Genomic DNA, 16106 nt, shown 5'->3' with positions numbered 1-16106 from the left:
GACGCTCCCCCTACGGCAGCTCCGGGCACCGCTCGGGAGCACGCCCGTAGAGTTGTGGGTGTTTGTGCGCCCGATGGGCGCGCGTCCGCCTGTCCACCCGTCGAAAGAGCACACAGCGATGCCCAGCGGTTCGGTTAGTGGCGGCTCCGGTAACAAGAAGACCGGAGCCAAGTCGTCGAAGGCCATTCAGGCCGCCAAGAAGAAGAGCGGCGGCGCTCGCGGGGTCCCCGCGCAGCGTCAGATCCCGTGGTTGACGATCGGCGGCGTGGCCCTGGTCGTCGTACTCGTCGCTGTGATCGCTGTGAGCCTGATCCCGAAGTACCAGAACCAGCAGGAGATGTCGGCGTGGACGCCGTCGGAGTCCAACCAGGACCCGTCGGACGACATCGAGGGCGTGCTGAAGATCGAGTACCCGGCCGGTGTGCACGTCGCGCCGGGCCAGCGCGTCGCCTACGACCAGTCGCCGCCCTTCGGTGGCCCCCACGACTCCGTGTGGGCGACCTGCACCGGAACCGTCTACGAGCAGCCGGTCCGGACCGAGAACATGGTCCACTCCCTCGAGCACGGCGCCGTGTGGGTGGCGTACAACCCTGATCTGCTCGACGACGCCGCGGTCGACACGCTGCGCCAGAAGGTCGACGGCCGCACCTACACGCTGATGTCGCCCTACCCGGACCTCGACACCCCGATCGCGCTGCAGTCGTGGGGTCACCAGCTCAAGGTCGACAGCGTCGACGACGAGCGCATCGACCAGTTCATCAGCGCGCTGCGCCTGAACCAGTACACCTACCCCGAGGTGGGTGCGAGCTGCTCGACGATCCCCGGTTCGTTCGATCCGGCGAACCCGCCGGCCTTCGACGCCTCCGAGCCCGGCCCCGACGCCGTGCCGATGAACGCGGAGACCGCCGGCGACATGCAGCAGGCACCGGCCGGGAGCTGACGATGAGCGAGACCTCCTCGGACATCTCCCCCGAGCGCGGTGGGCACAACCGGCTGCTGCTGGTACTGCTCACCGTCGCCGCGGTCGCCGTGGGCTTCCTCGCGGGGTTCCTGTCCCGGATCCCCTTCGAGGACTCCGCGCAGGCGACGCCGGAGGCCGGATCGGTGGACGTCGGATTCGCGCAGGACATGATCGTGCACCACGACCAGGGCGTCGAGATGGCCGCCGTGGTGGTCTCCAATTCGGAGGACGATCGGATCCGCAACATCGCGTACGACATCCTCACCACCCAGCAGAACCAGATCGGTCAGATGCAGGGCTGGTTGTCGCTGTGGGGACAGCCGGCGCTGCCGACGGGCGAGTACATGGAGTGGATGACCGAGACCGGGACGGGTCACGGCCACGGTGATCACGGCGCGACCGCCGAGTCCGAGGATTCGGACGGCTCGCACCTGATGCCGGGGATGGCGACCTCCGAGGATCTCGCGAATCTCCGGGCCGCGCGCGGGCCCGAACTGGACGTGCTCTTCCTCCAGCTGATGCTGCGCCACCACGAGGGTGGTCTGCCGATGATGGAATACGGCGAGCAGTACGCGAGCACTTCGGCGGTGCGCAATCTGGCGGGCACGATGGTCGCGACGCAGCAGGGCGAGTCGGATCTGATGAGGTCGCTGCTCGCCGAGCGCGGCGCCGAACCTCTGCCCCTCAACTGAGCCACCGATCGGGCGAAACGCGACTTCGGGCCGAAAACCGGCTCTGACCTGGCGATGTGGAGTTGAGCGCTCGATGCGCTAGGCTAACTCCCGCACCTCCGGTCATCCGGTGGTCCGGATGCCCTCGTAGCTCAGGGGATAGAGCGCTTGCCTCCGGAGCAAGAAGTCGCAGGTTCGAATCCTGCCGAGGGCACCACGAAGGCCCCGCTTCTCACGAAGCGGGGCCTTCGGCGTTCCGGTGACTCTGCGGAAGCCTTCGGCATTCCCGGTGACTCCGCGGAAGCCTTCGGCGTTCCCGGGCTCGGTGGCGGGTGCCCGTCAGTTGCCGGTGAAGGGTGTGGGATCGAAGTAGTCGCGGCAGGCCGCGATCTTCCCGTCGACGATCTCGAAGACGCCCGTGACGGGCAGTTCGATCGTCCGGCCGTTCATCGTGAACACATCGGTCCGTTCGTTGAGCACGACGTTGCCGGACACCGCCTGGTGGTGGATGCGGTAGTCGATGGCACCGAAGGACGTCACGAAACCCGCGATGTATTCCTCGATCGCCGCGCGGCCGCGGATCGGTTCCATCGGGATGTTGTGGAAGACGGCGTCGTCGGCGAAGAAGGCCGCGAGCTCGGCAGGATCGGGATCGGCCCAGCGCCGGCAGAACTCGGTGACCAGTTCGTCGGGGCTCATCGGTTCTGCACTCGCGCGAAGCGGGCGGGTTCGGTACCGGGCACGCGACGGACCCGTCCGCGTTCGATGAGCTGCCGGACGTGCGCCGATCCCTCCGCGAGCGCCATCCTCTTGCCGTGCAAGGGGGTCTCGTCCCACGGCCGGTACCAGCGCATGCGGGCGGTGGCCTCCCACAGCGTGAGCTCCTCGTCGCCGAAGGCGTCGTAGAGATCGTCGAGGCGCTGGTCGTGGTGGGCGATCAGTTCGCCGACGCGGTGCGGCAGGTCGTCGATCTGCTGCCGGTGCGCGGGCAGTGCACGTCGCACGGGCAGGTCGGCGACCGCGCGCAGCGAGTCGAGGTACTCCCCCAGGGCGTCGCGTTGCGGCAGAGGGAAATCGAACTCGCCGACGTGCGGGGTCGTGGTCGCGAGGACGTGGTCGCCGCTGAACAGCACACCGTGTTCCTCGAGCAGGAAACACGCGTGGCCGGCCGTGTGACCGGGGGTCAGCACGGTGCGCAGTGACCGCCCCGTCAGCGGGATCGCCTCGTCGGCACCGAGTTTGCGGTCGGGCAGCGCGTCGGGACGGCCGACCGCCGGTACGAGGGTGGCGAGCGATTCCTCGATCGCGTCCTCGGGCGCCCCGGCGCGGCGCAGCAGTTCGGCTTCCTGAGGACGCCGGTCGTCGTCGGAGAGCATGACCTCGAGGTGGGCGAAGTCGGCCTCGTTCATCGCGACCCAGCAGCCGGAGGCCTCCCGGATGCGCCCGGTGAGCCCGACGTGGTCGGGGTGGAAATGGGTGACCACCACGCCCTCGACGTCGGTGACCGACAGGCCGGCGGTGGCCAGGCCGTCCTGCAACGCCGCCCACGACCGGTCGTCGTTCCAGCCGACGTCGACGAGGACGACGCCGCGCGGGGATTCCATCACGTAGACCTGGGTGTCGCCGACGGGTAGGTCCGCCACCGGGACGGGAACGACGTGGATGCCGTCCCCGATATCACGCGCTTCGGCCATGGTGATGCCTCTCGGTCATGGTGACTTTCTTTCGAAAGCTACAACAATGAATTCAACTATTACCCTGCGCGGGCTCGATGATCGCGACGATCGACCTGATCTCCCCCGCCGGGATGTCGAAGTGCTCCGTCACCGCGACCGACATCTCCGCGCTCGGGCCCGCCGCGATGTCCAGGACGAACCGCGCGACGACGTTGTGGTGCCATTCGCGGAACTGCAGGTCGCGGACGCGGCGGATGGGCCGGTATTCCGGGCCGTTCTCGAGGCGGTCGCGGATCTCGATGCCGCTGTCGCCGGTGCGCTCCCCGTTCTCGACCCGCCAGGCGTCCTCGGCGAGCCGGACGTGGGACGCGTCGTGACTGACCAGGGATCGGATGTACGCGCGTGCCATCGCGACCCGGGGGCTGTCGGTCGGCCCGGTGGCGTGCACGGCCAGCGCGGACATCACCTCCGGCGCCCAGTCGGCGCGGCAGATCACCAGGTCGGGCAGATACGGATGCGGCCGGTTGTATTCGAGTTCGCTGCCGTCGATGCGGGCGCAGTGCAGACCCGCGGCGCGCGCGACCGCGACCGGTGCCGCCGAATCCCACTCCCACTGACCGCCCGCGTGGATGTAGGCGTCGGCCTCCCCGCGCACCACCGCCATCGCCTTGGCACCGGCCGAACCCATCCGGATCAGGTCGGCACCGAGATCGCGCGCCAGATCGAACACGAAGGCGGGCGGCCTGCTCCCGCTGATGACGATGCGGGGGCGGCGACGGGCCGGCCGCGGCGGCGGAACCGGATCGGCGGTGCTGTGGACGACGCCGATCGCCGGTTGCGCGACCGCGGCTGCGGTGAGCCCTCGTCCTGCCTCCCAGAGCGCGATGTGGACCGCCCAGTCGACATGGTCGGGCATCCCGTACTCCTTCGACCCGTCGAGGGGGTCGATGATCCAGACGCGGTCTGCGCCGACCCGCGCCGGATCGTCCGCGGATTCCTCCGAGAGCACCGCGTCGCCGGGGCGCGCGGCCGCCAGCCGTTCGAGGATGTACGTGTTGGCGGCGTGATCGCCGCGCCGGCCCAGCTCGCGCCCGGTGAGGGCATCCGATTCGATGGCGCGGACCGTGAGCAGCAGTTCACCTGCGCCGGAAGCCGTCTCGGCTGCGAGTCGGGCATCGTCGCTGTAGTCGTGCGTCATGTCCTCAACAATTCCACGACGAGGCCCGCTTGCACGGCAGGCGTGCCGTCGTGGGGGCGCACGACCAGTTCGGGATCCGACGGTGGTTCGTAGGGATCGTCGACGCCGGTGAATCCGGTGATCTCGCCGGCGCGTGCCCGCGCGTACATGCCTTTCGGATCGCGGGCCTCGCAGTCGGCGAGCGGGGTGTCGACGAAGACCTCGACGAAACGGATCCCGGCCTCCTCGTGCTGGCGGCGGATGCGGTCGCGGTCCTGTCGGTAGGGGCTGATGAGCGCACAGATCGCAACGAGTCCGGCGTCGGCCATCAGTTGTGCGACCGCGCCGACGCGGCGGACGTTCTCCGCGCGGTCCTCGGGGCCGAATCCGAGGTCGGCGTTGAGGCCGTGCCTGAGGTTGTCGCCGTCGAGGCGGTAGGCGGGGATGCCTTCGGCGAGCAGTCGTCGTTCGAGTTCGACGGCGAGCGTGGACTTGCCGGAGGCGGACAGCCCGGTGAGCCACACCGTCGCCCCGGCTTTCCCCCGTTCGGTCCGCGAGACCGCCGCCGAGTGCCAGACCACCCGGCTGTCCGCCAGCGTCGGCCCGGTGATCATCCCGGCCGCGACGGTGTTGCCGGTGCGTCCGTCGACGAGCACGAAGCTTCCGGTGGTGCGGTTGCGCCGGTAGGGGTCGAACAGCAGCGGCTGCTGCGTTCGCAGTTGCACGCGGCCGATCTCGTTGAGGCCGAGCGTCGTCGCGGCCTCGTCGCGGTGCAGGGTGTTGACGTCGAGCCGGTAGTCCAGTCGCCCGACCCGCGCGGTGGTCGAACGCGTGGTGTGCAGCAAGGCGTAGCGGGCGTCCGGGTCGAGGGCGGAGCGTTCGTCGAACCAGCACACCATGGCGTCGATCTCGTGCCCGACGAGCGGACGGTTGTTGGGGCGGCACAGCATGTCGCCGCGCCCGACGTCGAGGTCGTCCTCGAGTTCGACGCACACCGCAGCACCGGCGAAGGCGTGCTCGAGTTCCGTTCCTCCCGGCCCCCACAGCGTCCGTACCCGTGTTCCGAAACCGGATGGGAGAACGACCACGTCGTCGCCGGGCGCGAATCCGCCGGCGGCGACCGTTCCGGCGTAGCCGCGGAAGTCGCGGTGTTCGCCCTCGCCCGGGCGGATCACGTACTGCACGGGCAGGCGCGCGTCGATGAGGTTGGTGTCCGAGGCGATGTGGACCTGCTCGAGATGGTGCAGCAGCGAAGTGCCCTCGTACCACGGCATGTTCGCGGTGCGGGAGACGACGTTGTCGCCGTGCAGCGCGGAGACGGGGACGAACGCGAGGTCGGGCATGTCGAGCTTCGCCGCGAAGTTCCGGAATTCGTCGCAGATCTCGTCGAATCGGCTCTGCGACCAGTCCACCAGGTCCATCTTGTTGATGCACAGCACCACGTGCCGCACCCCGAGCAGCGACGCGAGGAAGGCGTGCCGGCGGGTCTGCTCGACGATGCCGTTGCGGGCGTCGACGAGGACGAGCGCCAGGTCGGCGGTGGACGCACCGGTGACCATGTTGCGCGTGTACTGCTCGTGGCCGGGAGTATCGGCGATGACGAATGTTCTCTGCGCCGTGGCGAAATAGCGATAGGCGACGTCGATCGTGATGCCCTGCTCGCGTTCGGCGCGCAGGCCGTCGGTGAGCAGGGCGAGATCGGCGCGGTCGGCGCCGCGGTCGAGGCTCGTGCGGGTGACCGCCTCGAGTTGGTCCTCGAAGACGGCCTTGGAATCGAACAGCAATCGGCCGATCAGCGTGGACTTGCCGTCGTCGACGCTGCCGGCGGTGGCGATGCGCAGCAGGCGGGACATCAGAAATACCCTTCCCTCTTGCGGTCTTCCATCCCGGCGTCGGAGATCCGGTCGTCTGCCCGCGTCGCGCCGCGTTCGGTGATTCGGCTGGCGGCGATCTCGGTGATCACCTCGTCCGCGGTGGCGGCGGCGGATTCGACGCAGCCGGTGCACGTCGCGTCGCCGACGGTGCGGAACCGGACGAGGCTCTCGCGCGGGGCATCTCCGGGGAGACGAGTGAGAAAACGGTTGTGCGCGAGCAGCATTCCGTCGCGCTCGATCACCGGACGCCGGTGGGCGTAGTACAGGGACGGCAGGTCGACACCCTCGTCGCGGATGTAGCGCCAGATGTCGAGTTCGGTCCAGTTGGACAACGGGAACACCCGCATGTGTTCGCCGCGGCGGTGCCGGCCGTTGTACAGCTGCCACAGTTCGGGTCGTTGCGCCTTCGGGTCCCACTGTCCGAATTCGTCGCGAAGGCTGAAGATGCGTTCCTTCGCGCGGGCCTTCTCCTCGTCGCGGCGCGCGCCCCCGAAGACGGCGTCGAATCCCCCTTCCCGCAACGCGCGCAGGAGGGTTCCGGTCTGCAGCCGGTTGCGGGTCGCGTGCGGTCCGTCGTCCTCGACGGCGCGCCCGGCCTCGATGTCGTCCTGCACCGAGGCGACGATCGACCGGAGCCCCAGCCGCTCGACGGTGCGGTCGCGGAAGTCGATCACCTCGTCGAAATTGTGCCCGGTGTCGATGTGCAGCACGGGGAACGGCAGCGGCGCGGGCCAGAACGCCTTGACCGCGAGATGGAGCATCACCGCGGAGTCCTTGCCACCCGAGAACAGCAGGACGGGACGGGAGAAGGTCGCGGCGACCTCACGGAAGATGTGGACGGACTCGGCCTCGAGCGCACCGAGCAGCGGCAGTTCGTAGATCGGTGGTCGTTGCGGTGGCACCGTGGTCACTCGTGCCCCTCTCACCCGGCGCGGTACACATGTGTACCGACGCGGTCGAAGATTACTCCGCAACAGTAGAACGAGTTTCAATTCCAGGTCAACGGGCGGTCCTCGCGGCCTCCATCAGCGCGGCGGCCGACGCCCGCCGAGATCCGCGGTGATCGCCTCCGCAACCGCCACGAGCGCCGCGCCGCACCGCTCGATCCCGTCGGCGTCCATCTCCCGTTCGAGGTGCAGCGTGAGCACGAGCGACTGGTGACCGTCGGGATCGTAGGCCGGGGCGGCCACGAGATTGACCGCCCGCCTCTCTTTCGCGGCGAAGGCGTCGGGCATCAGCACGCGCTCGCCGGGACTGGCCACGAGTTCCGCCAGCATCTCCCGCATCTCGGGCGCGAGGTCGTGCGAGACCACCCCGGCCATGAGCGCGTAGAGGCGACGGCCGCCGGGCGTGAGGGACTCGACCAGATAGCCCGCGCGACGACATTCGGTGACGATCCGCCACAGATCGTCGCGGTCGACGGTCACGGGCAGGGTCGGCTCGCGCCGCAGCCACTGCTCGATGCGCTCGTCGGTGTCCCACAGCACGTACATCAGCCCCACCGGGGGCGCGAAGGGATACACCTCTCCCACCCGCGCCGCCGCGGCCGTGCCGTGGCCACCGACGACGTCGAGAACGGCGATCCGGTCGCCGACGACCGCCGATGCAGAGCACATCACGCCGAACTCCTCGGCGAGCGCGGCGAGGTGCCGGTGCGCGACCGGCCCGGACGCGAAGCCGCGCTGGGCGGCGCGTCCCGCGACGATCAGCGCCGGCCCGAGTCCGTAGGTCTTGTCGACGGGGTCGCGGATCAGATAACCGGCATCGGCGAGCACGGTGAGGATGCCCAGGCAGGTGGGCTTGCTCAGGTCGAGTTCGCGCGCCAGTTCCGACAATCCGAACCGGACGCCGGGTCGCACGACGAGGTGGTCGAGGACCTGCACGACGCGTTCCGTGGGCGGCGATCGGCGGGCGGCTCCCACCCCGGCGACCGACTCTCCGAGCATCCCGGTCTCGCGACGAGCCATTGACCCTCCCTGGAACACGTTCTACTCTCGGCGCAACGGAAGACTACCGCAGCGGTACATATTTGGACCACAGGAGATCGCAGTGCTCACCGATCCGCTCACCGCGGCGATAGCCGAGGCCGAGAAACTCGTCGCCACCGCCCCGCACATCCGCACCGAACAGGACCTCGTCGAGGGATACGGATATCTGGCGGGCGGGATATCGGCGTGCGTCCACGCCACCTTCGCGTACAGCCGCTCCCATCCGGTCTTCGTCACCGGCACCGGCCCCTACGCGAAGATGGGCCTCGACAATCCCGACACCCTGTACTGGGGCGCGTCGATCCGCGACGACGCCGAATATGTCGTCACCGGGCGCCGCGGCACGACCTGCGACCTCAGTTTCCAGGTGCTGGCCGGCAACTACACCGACGCCGAGGTGCCCGGCAACGTCACGGCCTTCGACGACCGCGCGTTGGCCATCGCCGACGACGGCACCTTCGAGGTGCGGTTCGGACCCGGCCCAAGAGACCCGGAACGGAACTACTTCCCGCTCGCGCCCGGCTCGTCGCAGCTCGTGGTCCGCGAGGTCTACAGCGACTGGACGCAGCGCCGCGGCATGCTGAGCATCCACCGGCTCGACAACCTCGGCACCCCCGCACCCGAGCCCACCCACCAGGACGTGGTCACCCGTTACGAACGTGCCGGTCGCGCGCTCGTCTCGCGGGTGAAGACCTGGCTGCAGTTCCCCGAGTGGTTCTACCTGAAGCTGCCGGTGAACACGGTCACCGAGCCGCGCCGCACCCCCGGTGGTCTGGACACGCAGTACTCGTCCGTCGGGCACTACGAACTCGGTGACGACGAGGCGATGGTCCTGACCCTCCCGGCGAGCGACGCGCCCTATCTGGGCTTCCAGATCGGCAGCCTCTGGTACATCTCCCTGGACTACATCCACCACCAGACCTCCCTGAACAACAGTCAGGCGCAGGTCGATCCCGACGAGATGGTCCGGATCGTGGTCTCGGCCCGCGATCCGGGGCTGACCAATTGGGTCGAGACCCTCGGCCGCAGCCGCGGGATCCTGCAGTTCCGCTGGCAGCGCCTCGATCGCGAACTGACCGCGGCCGACGGCCCGACCGCCGAGGTGGTGCCGTTCGAGCGGCTTCCCGAGGTCCTGCCCTTCCACGATTCGAACCGCATCACTCCCGAGGCCTGGGCGCAGCGCATCGCGGACCGCCAGCGGGGCGTCGCCGATCGGATGCTCGCATGAGCGCGGCAGCCGGACTGCTCCGCGACCGCGTCGTCGTGATCTCCGGTGTCGGTCCGGGACTGGGGCGCATGCTCGCGCTGCGGTGCGCCGAACACGGCGCCGACGTGGTGCTCGCCGCCCGGACCCGGGAGCGGCTCGAGAAGGTTGCAGCGGAGGTCGAGAGCACGGGCCGCCGGGCACTGGTCGTGCCCACCGACATCACCGACGACGAGTCCGCCGCCGCACTCGTCGAGTCTGCGGTCTCGGAGTTCGGGCGTGTCGACGTGCTCGTCAACAACGCCTTCTCCGTTCCGTCGATGAAGCCGTTGGCTCGCACCGACTTCCAGCAGATCCGGGACAGCGTGGAACTCACCGTCCTCGGCGCGCTGCGGCTCACACAGTTGTTCACCCCCGCCCTCGCCGAGTCGGCCGGCGCGGTGGTCAACATCAATTCGATGGTGCTGCGGCACTCCCAGGAACGTTATGGCAGTTACAAACTCGCGAAGTCGGCGTTGCTGGCGATGTCGCAGTCCCTGGCGACCGAACTCGGACCGCAGGGAGTCCGCGTGAACTCCGTTGCGCCGGGCTACATCTGGGGTCCGATCCTGCAGGGCTACTTCGAACACCAGGCCGGAAAGTACGGCACCACCGTCGAACAGATCTACGAGCACACCGCCGCCGCCTCCGATCTGAAGCGTCTCCCGACCACCGAGGAGATCGCGGATGCGGTGATCTTCCTGGCCTCGCCGATGGCGTCGGCGATCACCGGCCAGTGCCTCGACGTCAACTGCGGCGAATACCACCACTGAACGGGACAGCACATGAGCGAACGCACCACCGTCGGCACCGTCGAGGATCTGCACGCCTCCGCGACCCGCCTGACGGGCCTGACCGATTTCGGCGACGACGACTACCGTGACGGGCTCGAGGTCCTACTCGAATCGTATGCACGGGACGAGAAACTCACCCCGCTCGGCAGCAAGATGTCACGGGTCTTCCTGCGCGGCGCCCTCGTCGCGCGGTTGCTCTCGGAATCGGCCTGGGCCGCCCATCCCGAGCACGCCGACGTCCCGATCACCCGGCCGATCTTCGTCACCGGCCTGCCCCGCACCGGCACGACGGCACTGCACCGCCTGCTCGCCGCGGATCCCGCCCATCAGGGGCTCGAGATGTGGCTGACCGAGATGCCGCAACCGCGACCTCCTCGCGAGACCTGGGCGGAGAACCCCGTCTTCGCCGGGATCGAGGCCGGATTCGCACAGCACCACGTCGAGCATCCCGAATTCATGGGTGTGCACTACATGTCGGCCGCCGAGGTCGAGGAATGCTGGCAGTTGCTGCGCCAGTCGTTCCGCTCGATCTCCTACGAGTGCCTGGCCCACCTGCCCACCTATTCGCAGTGGCTCGCGGAGCAGGACTGGACCGCGGCCTATGCCCGGCACCGGAGGAACCTGCAGCTCATCGGACTGCCGGACGCCGACAAGCGGTGGGTGCTCAAGAATCCCAGTCATCTGTTCGCACTGGACGAACTGCTCACGGTGTATCCGGACGCGCTCGTCGTCGTCACCCATCGAGATCCGCGCACCGTGATCCCGTCGGTGTGCAGCCTCGCGGCACAGGCCACCGAGGGATGGTCCGACGCGTTCGTCGGTGAGACGATCGGGCGCAGCCAGCTCGACCTCTGGGCACGAGGTTTCGATCATTTCACCGAGGTGCGCCGCCGGCACGATCCCGCCCGATTCGTCGACGTGGACTACCGGGATTTCGTCGCCGATCCGCTCGGCACCGTCGGCGGCCTGTACGACCGGTTCGGTCTGCCGTTCACCGCGGAGGCCGAACGCGCAATGGCCGACCTGCACGAAGAAAGCCGCAGCGGGGCAAGGAAACCCGCGCACCGGTACACGCTCGAGGAGTTCGGGTTGAGTGTGGGCGAGGTCGACGAGCGTTTCCGCGACTACGCGTACCGCTGAACCCGGCAGGAAAGGCACCGGAAACCGGTGTGCCCTGGCTACCTGCGCGTTCGTCCGTGGGATGATGGAGGCATGCCCGCACCACTCCCCCTCGACCCCATCGCCGAAGCCCACCGCCAGTGGACCGCCCACGGCTGGGGCGAAGTCGCCGACGGCATGGCCGCGGTCACCTCGGTGATGCGGGCACAGCAGATCATGATGGCGCGGGTCGAGGAGGTGCTCAAGCCCTTCGGCCTGACCTTCGCCCGCTACGAACTCCTCACGCTGCTGCATTTCACCAGGTCGGGAGCGTTGCCGATGGCGAAGGCCAGTGCGCGCCTGCAGGTGCACCCCACCAGTGTCACCAACGCCGTCGACCGGCTCGAGAAAGCCGGACTGGTCCGGCGTACCCCGCATCCGAGCGATCGACGGGCCACTCTCATCGAACTCACCGACGAGGGACGGGCATTGGCGATCCAGGCGACCGAGAAGCTCAACACGGAGGTCTTCGCCCGGCCGGGTATCCCCGAGGAGCACATCGACACACTGCTGCGCATCATCGCGACGATGCGGCACGACGCCGGCGACTTCGACACCGGCGGTGCGCCTTCCAAGTGGTGAGGCACGAGAGACGGCCGACATACGACGAAGGGCCGCCCCGTTCGGGGCGGCCCTTCGTCGTGTACGGGTAGTGCGGGTCAGGCGTGCTTGAACTCCGGCGTGCGCTTCTCGACGAAGGCCGCCATGCCTTCCTTCTGGTCGGCGGTGGCGAACGTCGAATGGAACACGCGGCGCTCGAACTTCACGCCCTCGGCCAGCGTCGTCTCGAAGGACCGGTTGACGGCTTCCTTCGCCATGATCGCGACCGGCAGCGACATCGACGCGATGGTGGTCGCCGTCTCGAGCGCCACGTCGAACAGTTCCGCTGCGGGGACGATGCGCGAGACGAGTCCGGCGCGCTCGGCCTCCTCGGCGTCCATGTTGCGGCCGGTCAGGCACATGTCCATGGCCTTGGCCTTGCCCACGGCGCGGGTCAGGCGCTGCGATCCACCGATGCCGGGGATGACGCCGAGCTTGATCTCGGGCTGACCGAACTTGGCGGTGTCGGACGCGATGATGAAGTCACACAGCATCGCCAGCTCGCAACCGCCACCGAGCGCGTAGCCCGACACCGCGGCGACGATCGGCTTGCGCACGGACGAGAGCCGATCCCACTGCGAGAACAGGTCTTCCGCGTAGACCTCGGCGAAGGTCTTCGGCGCCATCTCCTTGATGTCGGCGCCGGCGGCGAACGCCTTCTCCGAGCCCGTGAGCAGGATCGCACCGATCTCGCCGTCCGCGTCGAGTTCCTCGACGGCGGCGACGACCTCACGCATCAACTGGCTGTTGAGGGCGTTGAGCGCCTTCGGCCGGTTGAGGGTGACGATGCCGACGCGGCCCTTGCGGTCGAGCAGAATGGTCTCGAAATCGGTCACTGGCTGTCCTTCGCGGTCGAGCGGTCTCGGATGTCGGTGATGATGGCGGAGAAGTCGAGTCCTCCACCACCCTCGGTGTTGAAACGATGGTAGAGCTCGGCTGCACGCAGTCCGAGTTCGGCCTCGACACCGTTGGCCCGCACCGCGTTCGCGGCCAGTCCGAGATCCTTGTCCATGAGCGCGGCCGCGAAGCCCGGCTGATAGTCGTTGTTCGCGGGGGTGGTCGGGACGGGGCCCGGGACCGGGCAGTTGCTCGTCAGCGCCCAGCACTGGCCGGACGCGTTGGACGCGACGTCGAACAGTGCCTGGTTGTCGAGGCCCAGCTTCTCGCCGAGGACGAACGCCTCGCTGATCGCGATCATCGAGATGCCCAGGATCATGTTGTTGCAGATCTTCGCGGCCTGGCCGTTGCCCGACCCGCCGCAGTGGACGATCTTGCGTCCCATGGCCTCGAGCAGCGGCTTCGCGGTGGCGAAGTCGTCCTCGCTGCCGCCGACCATGAACGCGAGAGTGCCTGCGGCGGCACCGGCGACACCACCGGAGACCGGGGCGTCGACGGCACGGTGACCGGCCGTGCGTGCCTTCTCCGCCGCCGCGCGGGCGTCGGCGACGTCGATGGTCGAGCTGTCGACGAACAGCGTGTTCGGCTCGGCCGCGGGCAGGATCTCGTCGTACAGGTCGAGGACGAGCTTGCCGTTGGGCAGCATGGTGATCACGACCTGGGCGCCGCGCACCGCGTCGGTCGCGGCCTCGGCGACGGTGATGCCGTTCTTCGTGGCTTCTTCCTGCGCAGCGGGAACGGGGTCGTAGCCGTTGACGGTGTACCCGGCGCGGACGAGGTTCGCGGCCATCGGCCCGCCCATGTGTCCGAGGCCGAGGAAGGCGACGGTGGGAAGTTCACTCATCGGTCGTTCTCCTTGGGAGCGGCGAGCCCGAGTTCGAGATCGCCGAGCGGCTGGAAGTAGGCGTCGACGTCGGCCTCGGTGACATCGGCGAGGGTCGCCGGCGACCACTGCGGGTTGCGGTCCTTGTCGACGACCTGTGCGCGGATGCCCTCGACGAGGTCGTGCGACTTCAGCGAGGCGGTCGAGACCCGGAATTCCTCGTTCAGCACCTCTTCGAGGCTGCCGAGCTGCCGGGCGTGACGCAGCGACCGGAGGGTCACCTTCAGCGCGACAGGCGATTTCGCGAGCACCTGATCGGCGGTCTCACGCGCCTCCGGAACATCGGACGCCCGGAGGCGTTCGACGATCTCCTCGACGGTGTCGGCGGAGTACGCCGCGTCGATCCATTCGCGCTGCGCGAGCAGTGCCGATTCCGGTGCGGGCTGCGAGTATTCGGCGAGTGCGTCCTCGAGCGAGCCGGATTCGAGTGCGGCGACGAACTTGTCGAGCGACTCGGACGGCAGGTAGTGGTCGGCGAAGCCCAGAGCGATGGCGTCGCCGGCCTTCATCCGTCCGGTGGTCAGCGCGATGTGCGTGCCGATCTCACCGGGCGTGCGCGAGAGCAGGTAGGTGCCGCCGACGTCGGGAACGAATCCGATTCCGGTCTCGGGCATCGCGATGCTCGAGCGTTCGGTGACGATCCGGACGTTGCCGTGCGCCGAGATCCCGACGCCGCCACCCATGACGATGCCGTCCATGATCGCGATGTACGGCTTCGGGTAGCGACCGATGGCGGCGTTGAGGATGTACTCGTCGCGCCAGAAGTCCTGCGAACCCGTGCCGCCATCCTTGGCGTCGTGGTAGATCGAGACGATGTCGCCGCCGGCGCACAGGCCGCGCTCACCGGCACCGCGCACCAGCACGGCACGCACCGAATCGTCGTTCTCCCACGCGCTCAGGGCCTTCGACATCTCGAGGACCATGGCGTGGTTGAGGGCGTTGATGGCCTTGGGCCGGTTGAGCGTGATACGGCCGATGCCGTCCTTCACGTCGATGAGGATCTCGGGTTCCTGCCCGGTCATGCCGCTCCGTTCTGCGCTGCGGCCACCACGCTCCGCGCGACGACCACCCGCATGATCTCGTTGGTTCCTTCCAGGATCTGATGCACGCGCAGGTCGCGCACGATCTTCTCGATCCCGTACTCGGCAAGGTAACCGTATCCGCCGTGCAACTGCAGCGCCTCGTTCGCGACCTCGAAACCGGTGTCGGTGGCGAAGCGCTTGGCCATCGCGCACAGCTCCACGACGTCGTCGGCGCCGCGGTCGAGCGCGTCGGCGGCACGCCACAGCATCGTGCGCGCGGCCTCGAGTTCGATCCGCATGTCGGCGAGGCGGAACTGCAGCGCCTGCGAGTCGAGCAGCCGCTCGCCGAAGGCCTTGCGCTCGGCGAGGTAGGCGATCGCCCGGTCGAGAGCGGTCTGGCCGCCACCCACCGAGCACGCGGCGATGTTGATGCGGCCGCCGTTCAGGCCGTGCATGGCGATCCGGAAGCCGCCGCCCTCGGTGCCGAGGAGGTTCTCGGCGGGCACGCGTGCACCGTCGAGGATGACCTGGCGGGTGGGCTGCGCGTTCCAGCCCATCTTCTTCTCGTTGGCACCGAAGGACAGCCCGGGGGTGTCCTTCGGGACGATGAACGCCGAGATGCCGCGGGCGCCGGTGTCGCCGGTGCGGGCCATGACCACGTAGACGTCGGACGTGCCGGCCCCGGAGATGAACTGCTTGACCCCGGTGAGCACGAACTCGTCACCGTCACGAACGGCCTTGGTGCTCAGGGCCGCTGCGTCGGATCCGGCTCCGGGCTCGGTGAGGCAGTAGCTCGCGAGGTGCTCCATCGTGCAGAGCTTCGGGATCCACTGCTTGCGCTGATCGTCGTTGCCGAACTTGTCGATCATCCACGTGACCATGTTGTGGATGGAGATGTACGCGGCGATGGACGGGCAGCCCTTGGCGAGTTCCTCGAAGATGCGGACGGAGTCGAGGCGTCGCAGCCCCGATCCGCCCACGTCCTCGCGGACGTAGATCCCGCCCATGCCCAGTTCGGCGGCCTTGCGCAGCACGTCCACGGGGAAGTGCTTGCTCTGGTCCCATTCGACCGCGTTCGGGGCCAGATACTCGGTGGCGAAGTCGCGGGCGGTGTCGCGGATCGCCCGGTCGTCGTCGGAGAGAACGAACATCGATGGACCGC

General features: G+C 68.6%; 16 protein-coding genes and 1 tRNA gene. 7 read left to right on the top strand and 10 right to left on the bottom strand.

Annotated elements, in window-relative coordinates:
* Window positions 1-118 precede the first annotated feature (118 nt).
* From U9J23_RS08350 to U9J23_RS08340, 3 genes are all read left to right on the top strand, one after another.
* Window positions 119-940 (top strand): DUF3105 domain-containing protein, encoded by an 822-nt coding sequence (locus tag U9J23_RS08350; protein ID WP_059383696.1) that lies wholly within the window; start codon window positions 119-121, stop codon window positions 938-940.
* A gap of 2 nt (window positions 941-942) precedes the next feature.
* Window positions 943-1653, top strand: a complete 711-nt coding sequence (locus tag U9J23_RS08345) for a DUF305 domain-containing protein (protein ID WP_059383695.1) — start codon at window positions 943-945, stop codon at window positions 1651-1653.
* 120 nt (window positions 1654-1773) lie between these two features.
* A tRNA-Arg gene (locus tag U9J23_RS08340) sits at window positions 1774-1849 on the top strand.
* Window positions 1850-1971: 122 nt separating this feature from the next.
* On the opposite strand, the gene U9J23_RS08335 is transcribed toward U9J23_RS08340, so the two are convergent.
* The 6 genes from U9J23_RS08335 to U9J23_RS08310 all read right to left on the bottom strand — a co-directional run bounded on the left by U9J23_RS08335 (window position 1972) and on the right by U9J23_RS08310 (window position 8326).
* Window positions 1972-2331 (bottom strand): nuclear transport factor 2 family protein, encoded by a 360-nt coding sequence (locus U9J23_RS08335; protein ID WP_059383694.1) that lies wholly within the window; start codon window positions 2329-2331, stop codon window positions 1972-1974.
* The gene (locus tag U9J23_RS08330) at window positions 2328-3326 is read right to left on the bottom strand and encodes an MBL fold metallo-hydrolase (RefSeq protein WP_272268943.1); all 999 of its coding nucleotides are present in this window, start codon (window positions 3324-3326) and stop codon (window positions 2328-2330) included. The genes U9J23_RS08335 and U9J23_RS08330 overlap by 4 nt, the downstream gene beginning before the upstream one ends.
* Window positions 3327-3378: 52 nt before the next feature.
* Window positions 3379-4506, bottom strand: a complete 1128-nt coding sequence (locus tag U9J23_RS08325) for a 3'(2'),5'-bisphosphate nucleotidase CysQ (RefSeq protein WP_272268944.1) — start codon at window positions 4504-4506, stop codon at window positions 3379-3381.
* Window positions 4503-6338: an adenylyl-sulfate kinase gene (gene cysC / locus U9J23_RS08320; protein ID WP_326602294.1), complete on the bottom strand. Its 1836-nt coding sequence runs from the start codon at window positions 6336-6338 to the stop codon at window positions 4503-4505. The genes U9J23_RS08325 and cysC overlap by 4 nt, the downstream gene beginning before the upstream one ends.
* Window positions 6338-7270 (bottom strand): sulfate adenylyltransferase subunit CysD, encoded by a 933-nt coding sequence (cysD, locus tag U9J23_RS08315; RefSeq protein WP_272268946.1) that lies wholly within the window; start codon window positions 7268-7270, stop codon window positions 6338-6340. Before cysD ends, cysC begins: the two co-directional genes overlap by 1 nt.
* 114 nt (window positions 7271-7384) lie before the next feature.
* Window positions 7385-8326, bottom strand: coding sequence for an IclR family transcriptional regulator (locus tag U9J23_RS08310; RefSeq protein WP_085469589.1), 942 nt, complete (start codon window positions 8324-8326; stop codon window positions 7385-7387).
* 82 nt (window positions 8327-8408) lie between these two features.
* Between U9J23_RS08310 and U9J23_RS08305 the strand changes: the two genes are divergently transcribed.
* The 4 genes from U9J23_RS08305 (at window position 8409) to U9J23_RS08290 (ending at window position 12124) form a co-directional block, all read left to right on the top strand.
* The gene (locus U9J23_RS08305) at window positions 8409-9575 is read left to right on the top strand and encodes a hypothetical protein (protein ID WP_229580204.1); all 1167 of its coding nucleotides are present in this window, start codon (window positions 8409-8411) and stop codon (window positions 9573-9575) included.
* Window positions 9572-10363, top strand: coding sequence for an SDR family oxidoreductase (locus tag U9J23_RS08300; protein ID WP_085469587.1), 792 nt, complete (start codon window positions 9572-9574; stop codon window positions 10361-10363). Before U9J23_RS08305 ends, U9J23_RS08300 begins: the two co-directional genes overlap by 4 nt.
* Window positions 10364-10375: 12 nt before the next feature.
* Window positions 10376-11524 carry a sulfotransferase family protein gene (locus tag U9J23_RS08295; RefSeq protein WP_059383688.1) on the top strand — a complete coding sequence of 383 codons (1149 nt, stop codon included), beginning with the start codon at window positions 10376-10378 and terminating at the stop codon, window positions 11522-11524.
* A gap of 72 nt (window positions 11525-11596) precedes the next feature.
* Complete coding sequence (locus U9J23_RS08290; protein WP_006552564.1) at window positions 11597-12124, top strand: MarR family winged helix-turn-helix transcriptional regulator; 528 nt, start codon at window positions 11597-11599, stop codon at window positions 12122-12124.
* Between the two features lie 77 nt (window positions 12125-12201).
* Here U9J23_RS08290 and U9J23_RS08285 read toward each other — a convergent pair whose 3' ends face one another.
* From U9J23_RS08285 to U9J23_RS08270, 4 genes are read right to left on the bottom strand one after another with little or no spacing between them, the layout of a single operon-like run.
* Window positions 12202-12978: an enoyl-CoA hydratase gene (locus U9J23_RS08285; RefSeq protein WP_106200181.1), complete on the bottom strand. Its 777-nt coding sequence runs from the start codon at window positions 12976-12978 to the stop codon at window positions 12202-12204.
* Complete coding sequence (gene mmsB, locus U9J23_RS08280; protein ID WP_059383687.1) at window positions 12975-13883, bottom strand: 3-hydroxyisobutyrate dehydrogenase; 909 nt, start codon at window positions 13881-13883, stop codon at window positions 12975-12977. Before mmsB ends, U9J23_RS08285 begins: the two co-directional genes overlap by 4 nt.
* Entirely contained in the window at window positions 13880-14944 is a 1065-nt protein-coding gene (locus tag U9J23_RS08275; RefSeq protein WP_059383686.1) for an enoyl-CoA hydratase/isomerase family protein, read from the bottom strand. Before U9J23_RS08275 ends, mmsB begins: the two co-directional genes overlap by 4 nt.
* The gene (locus tag U9J23_RS08270; protein WP_272268947.1) at window positions 14941-16095 is read right to left on the bottom strand and encodes an isobutyryl-CoA dehydrogenase; all 1155 of its coding nucleotides are present in this window, start codon (window positions 16093-16095) and stop codon (window positions 14941-14943) included. Before U9J23_RS08270 ends, U9J23_RS08275 begins: the two co-directional genes overlap by 4 nt.
* Between the last annotated feature and the right edge of the window lie 11 nt (window positions 16096-16106).

Source organism: Rhodococcus sp. PD04 (assembly GCF_035918275.1).
In the GTDB taxonomy this organism is placed as follows: Bacteria; Actinomycetota; Actinomycetes; order Mycobacteriales; family Mycobacteriaceae; genus Rhodococcus; species Rhodococcus rhodochrous.
Note: the sequence above shows the minus strand (reverse complement) of the source record. Positions and strands in the feature narration are given on the sequence as shown.

Bases quoted from the DNA above. Each gene is read 5' to 3' on its own strand.
- U9J23_RS08330 (WP_272268943.1), bottom strand. From the start codon at position 3,326: ATGGCCGAAGCGCGTGATATCGGGGACGGCATCCACGTCGTTCCCGTC.
- U9J23_RS08325 (WP_272268944.1), bottom strand. From the start codon at position 4,506: ATGACGCACGACTACAGCGACGATGCCCGACTCGCAGCCGAGACGGCT.
- U9J23_RS08310 (WP_085469589.1), bottom strand. From the start codon at position 8,326: ATGGCTCGTCGCGAGACCGGGATGCTCGGAGAGTCGGTCGCCGGGGTG.
- U9J23_RS08345 (WP_059383695.1), top strand. From the start codon at position 943: ATGAGCGAGACCTCCTCGGACATCTCCCCCGAGCGCGGTGGGCACAAC.
- U9J23_RS08290 (WP_006552564.1), top strand. From the start codon at position 11,597: ATGCCCGCACCACTCCCCCTCGACCCCATCGCCGAAGCCCACCGCCAG.
- U9J23_RS08300 (WP_085469587.1), top strand. From the start codon at position 9,572: ATGAGCGCGGCAGCCGGACTGCTCCGCGACCGCGTCGTCGTGATCTCC.
- U9J23_RS08270 (WP_272268947.1), bottom strand. From the start codon at position 16,095: ATGTTCGTTCTCTCCGACGACGACCGGGCGATCCGCGACACCGCCCGC.
- U9J23_RS08295 (WP_059383688.1), top strand. From the start codon at position 10,376: ATGAGCGAACGCACCACCGTCGGCACCGTCGAGGATCTGCACGCCTCC.
- mmsB (WP_059383687.1), bottom strand. From the start codon at position 13,883: ATGAGTGAACTTCCCACCGTCGCCTTCCTCGGCCTCGGACACATGGGC.
- U9J23_RS08335 (WP_059383694.1), bottom strand. From the start codon at position 2,331: ATGAGCCCCGACGAACTGGTCACCGAGTTCTGCCGGCGCTGGGCCGAT.
- cysC (WP_326602294.1), bottom strand. From the start codon at position 6,338: ATGTCCCGCCTGCTGCGCATCGCCACCGCCGGCAGCGTCGACGACGGC.
- U9J23_RS08275 (WP_059383686.1), bottom strand. From the start codon at position 14,944: ATGACCGGGCAGGAACCCGAGATCCTCATCGACGTGAAGGACGGCATC.
- U9J23_RS08350 (WP_059383696.1), top strand. From the start codon at position 119: ATGCCCAGCGGTTCGGTTAGTGGCGGCTCCGGTAACAAGAAGACCGGA.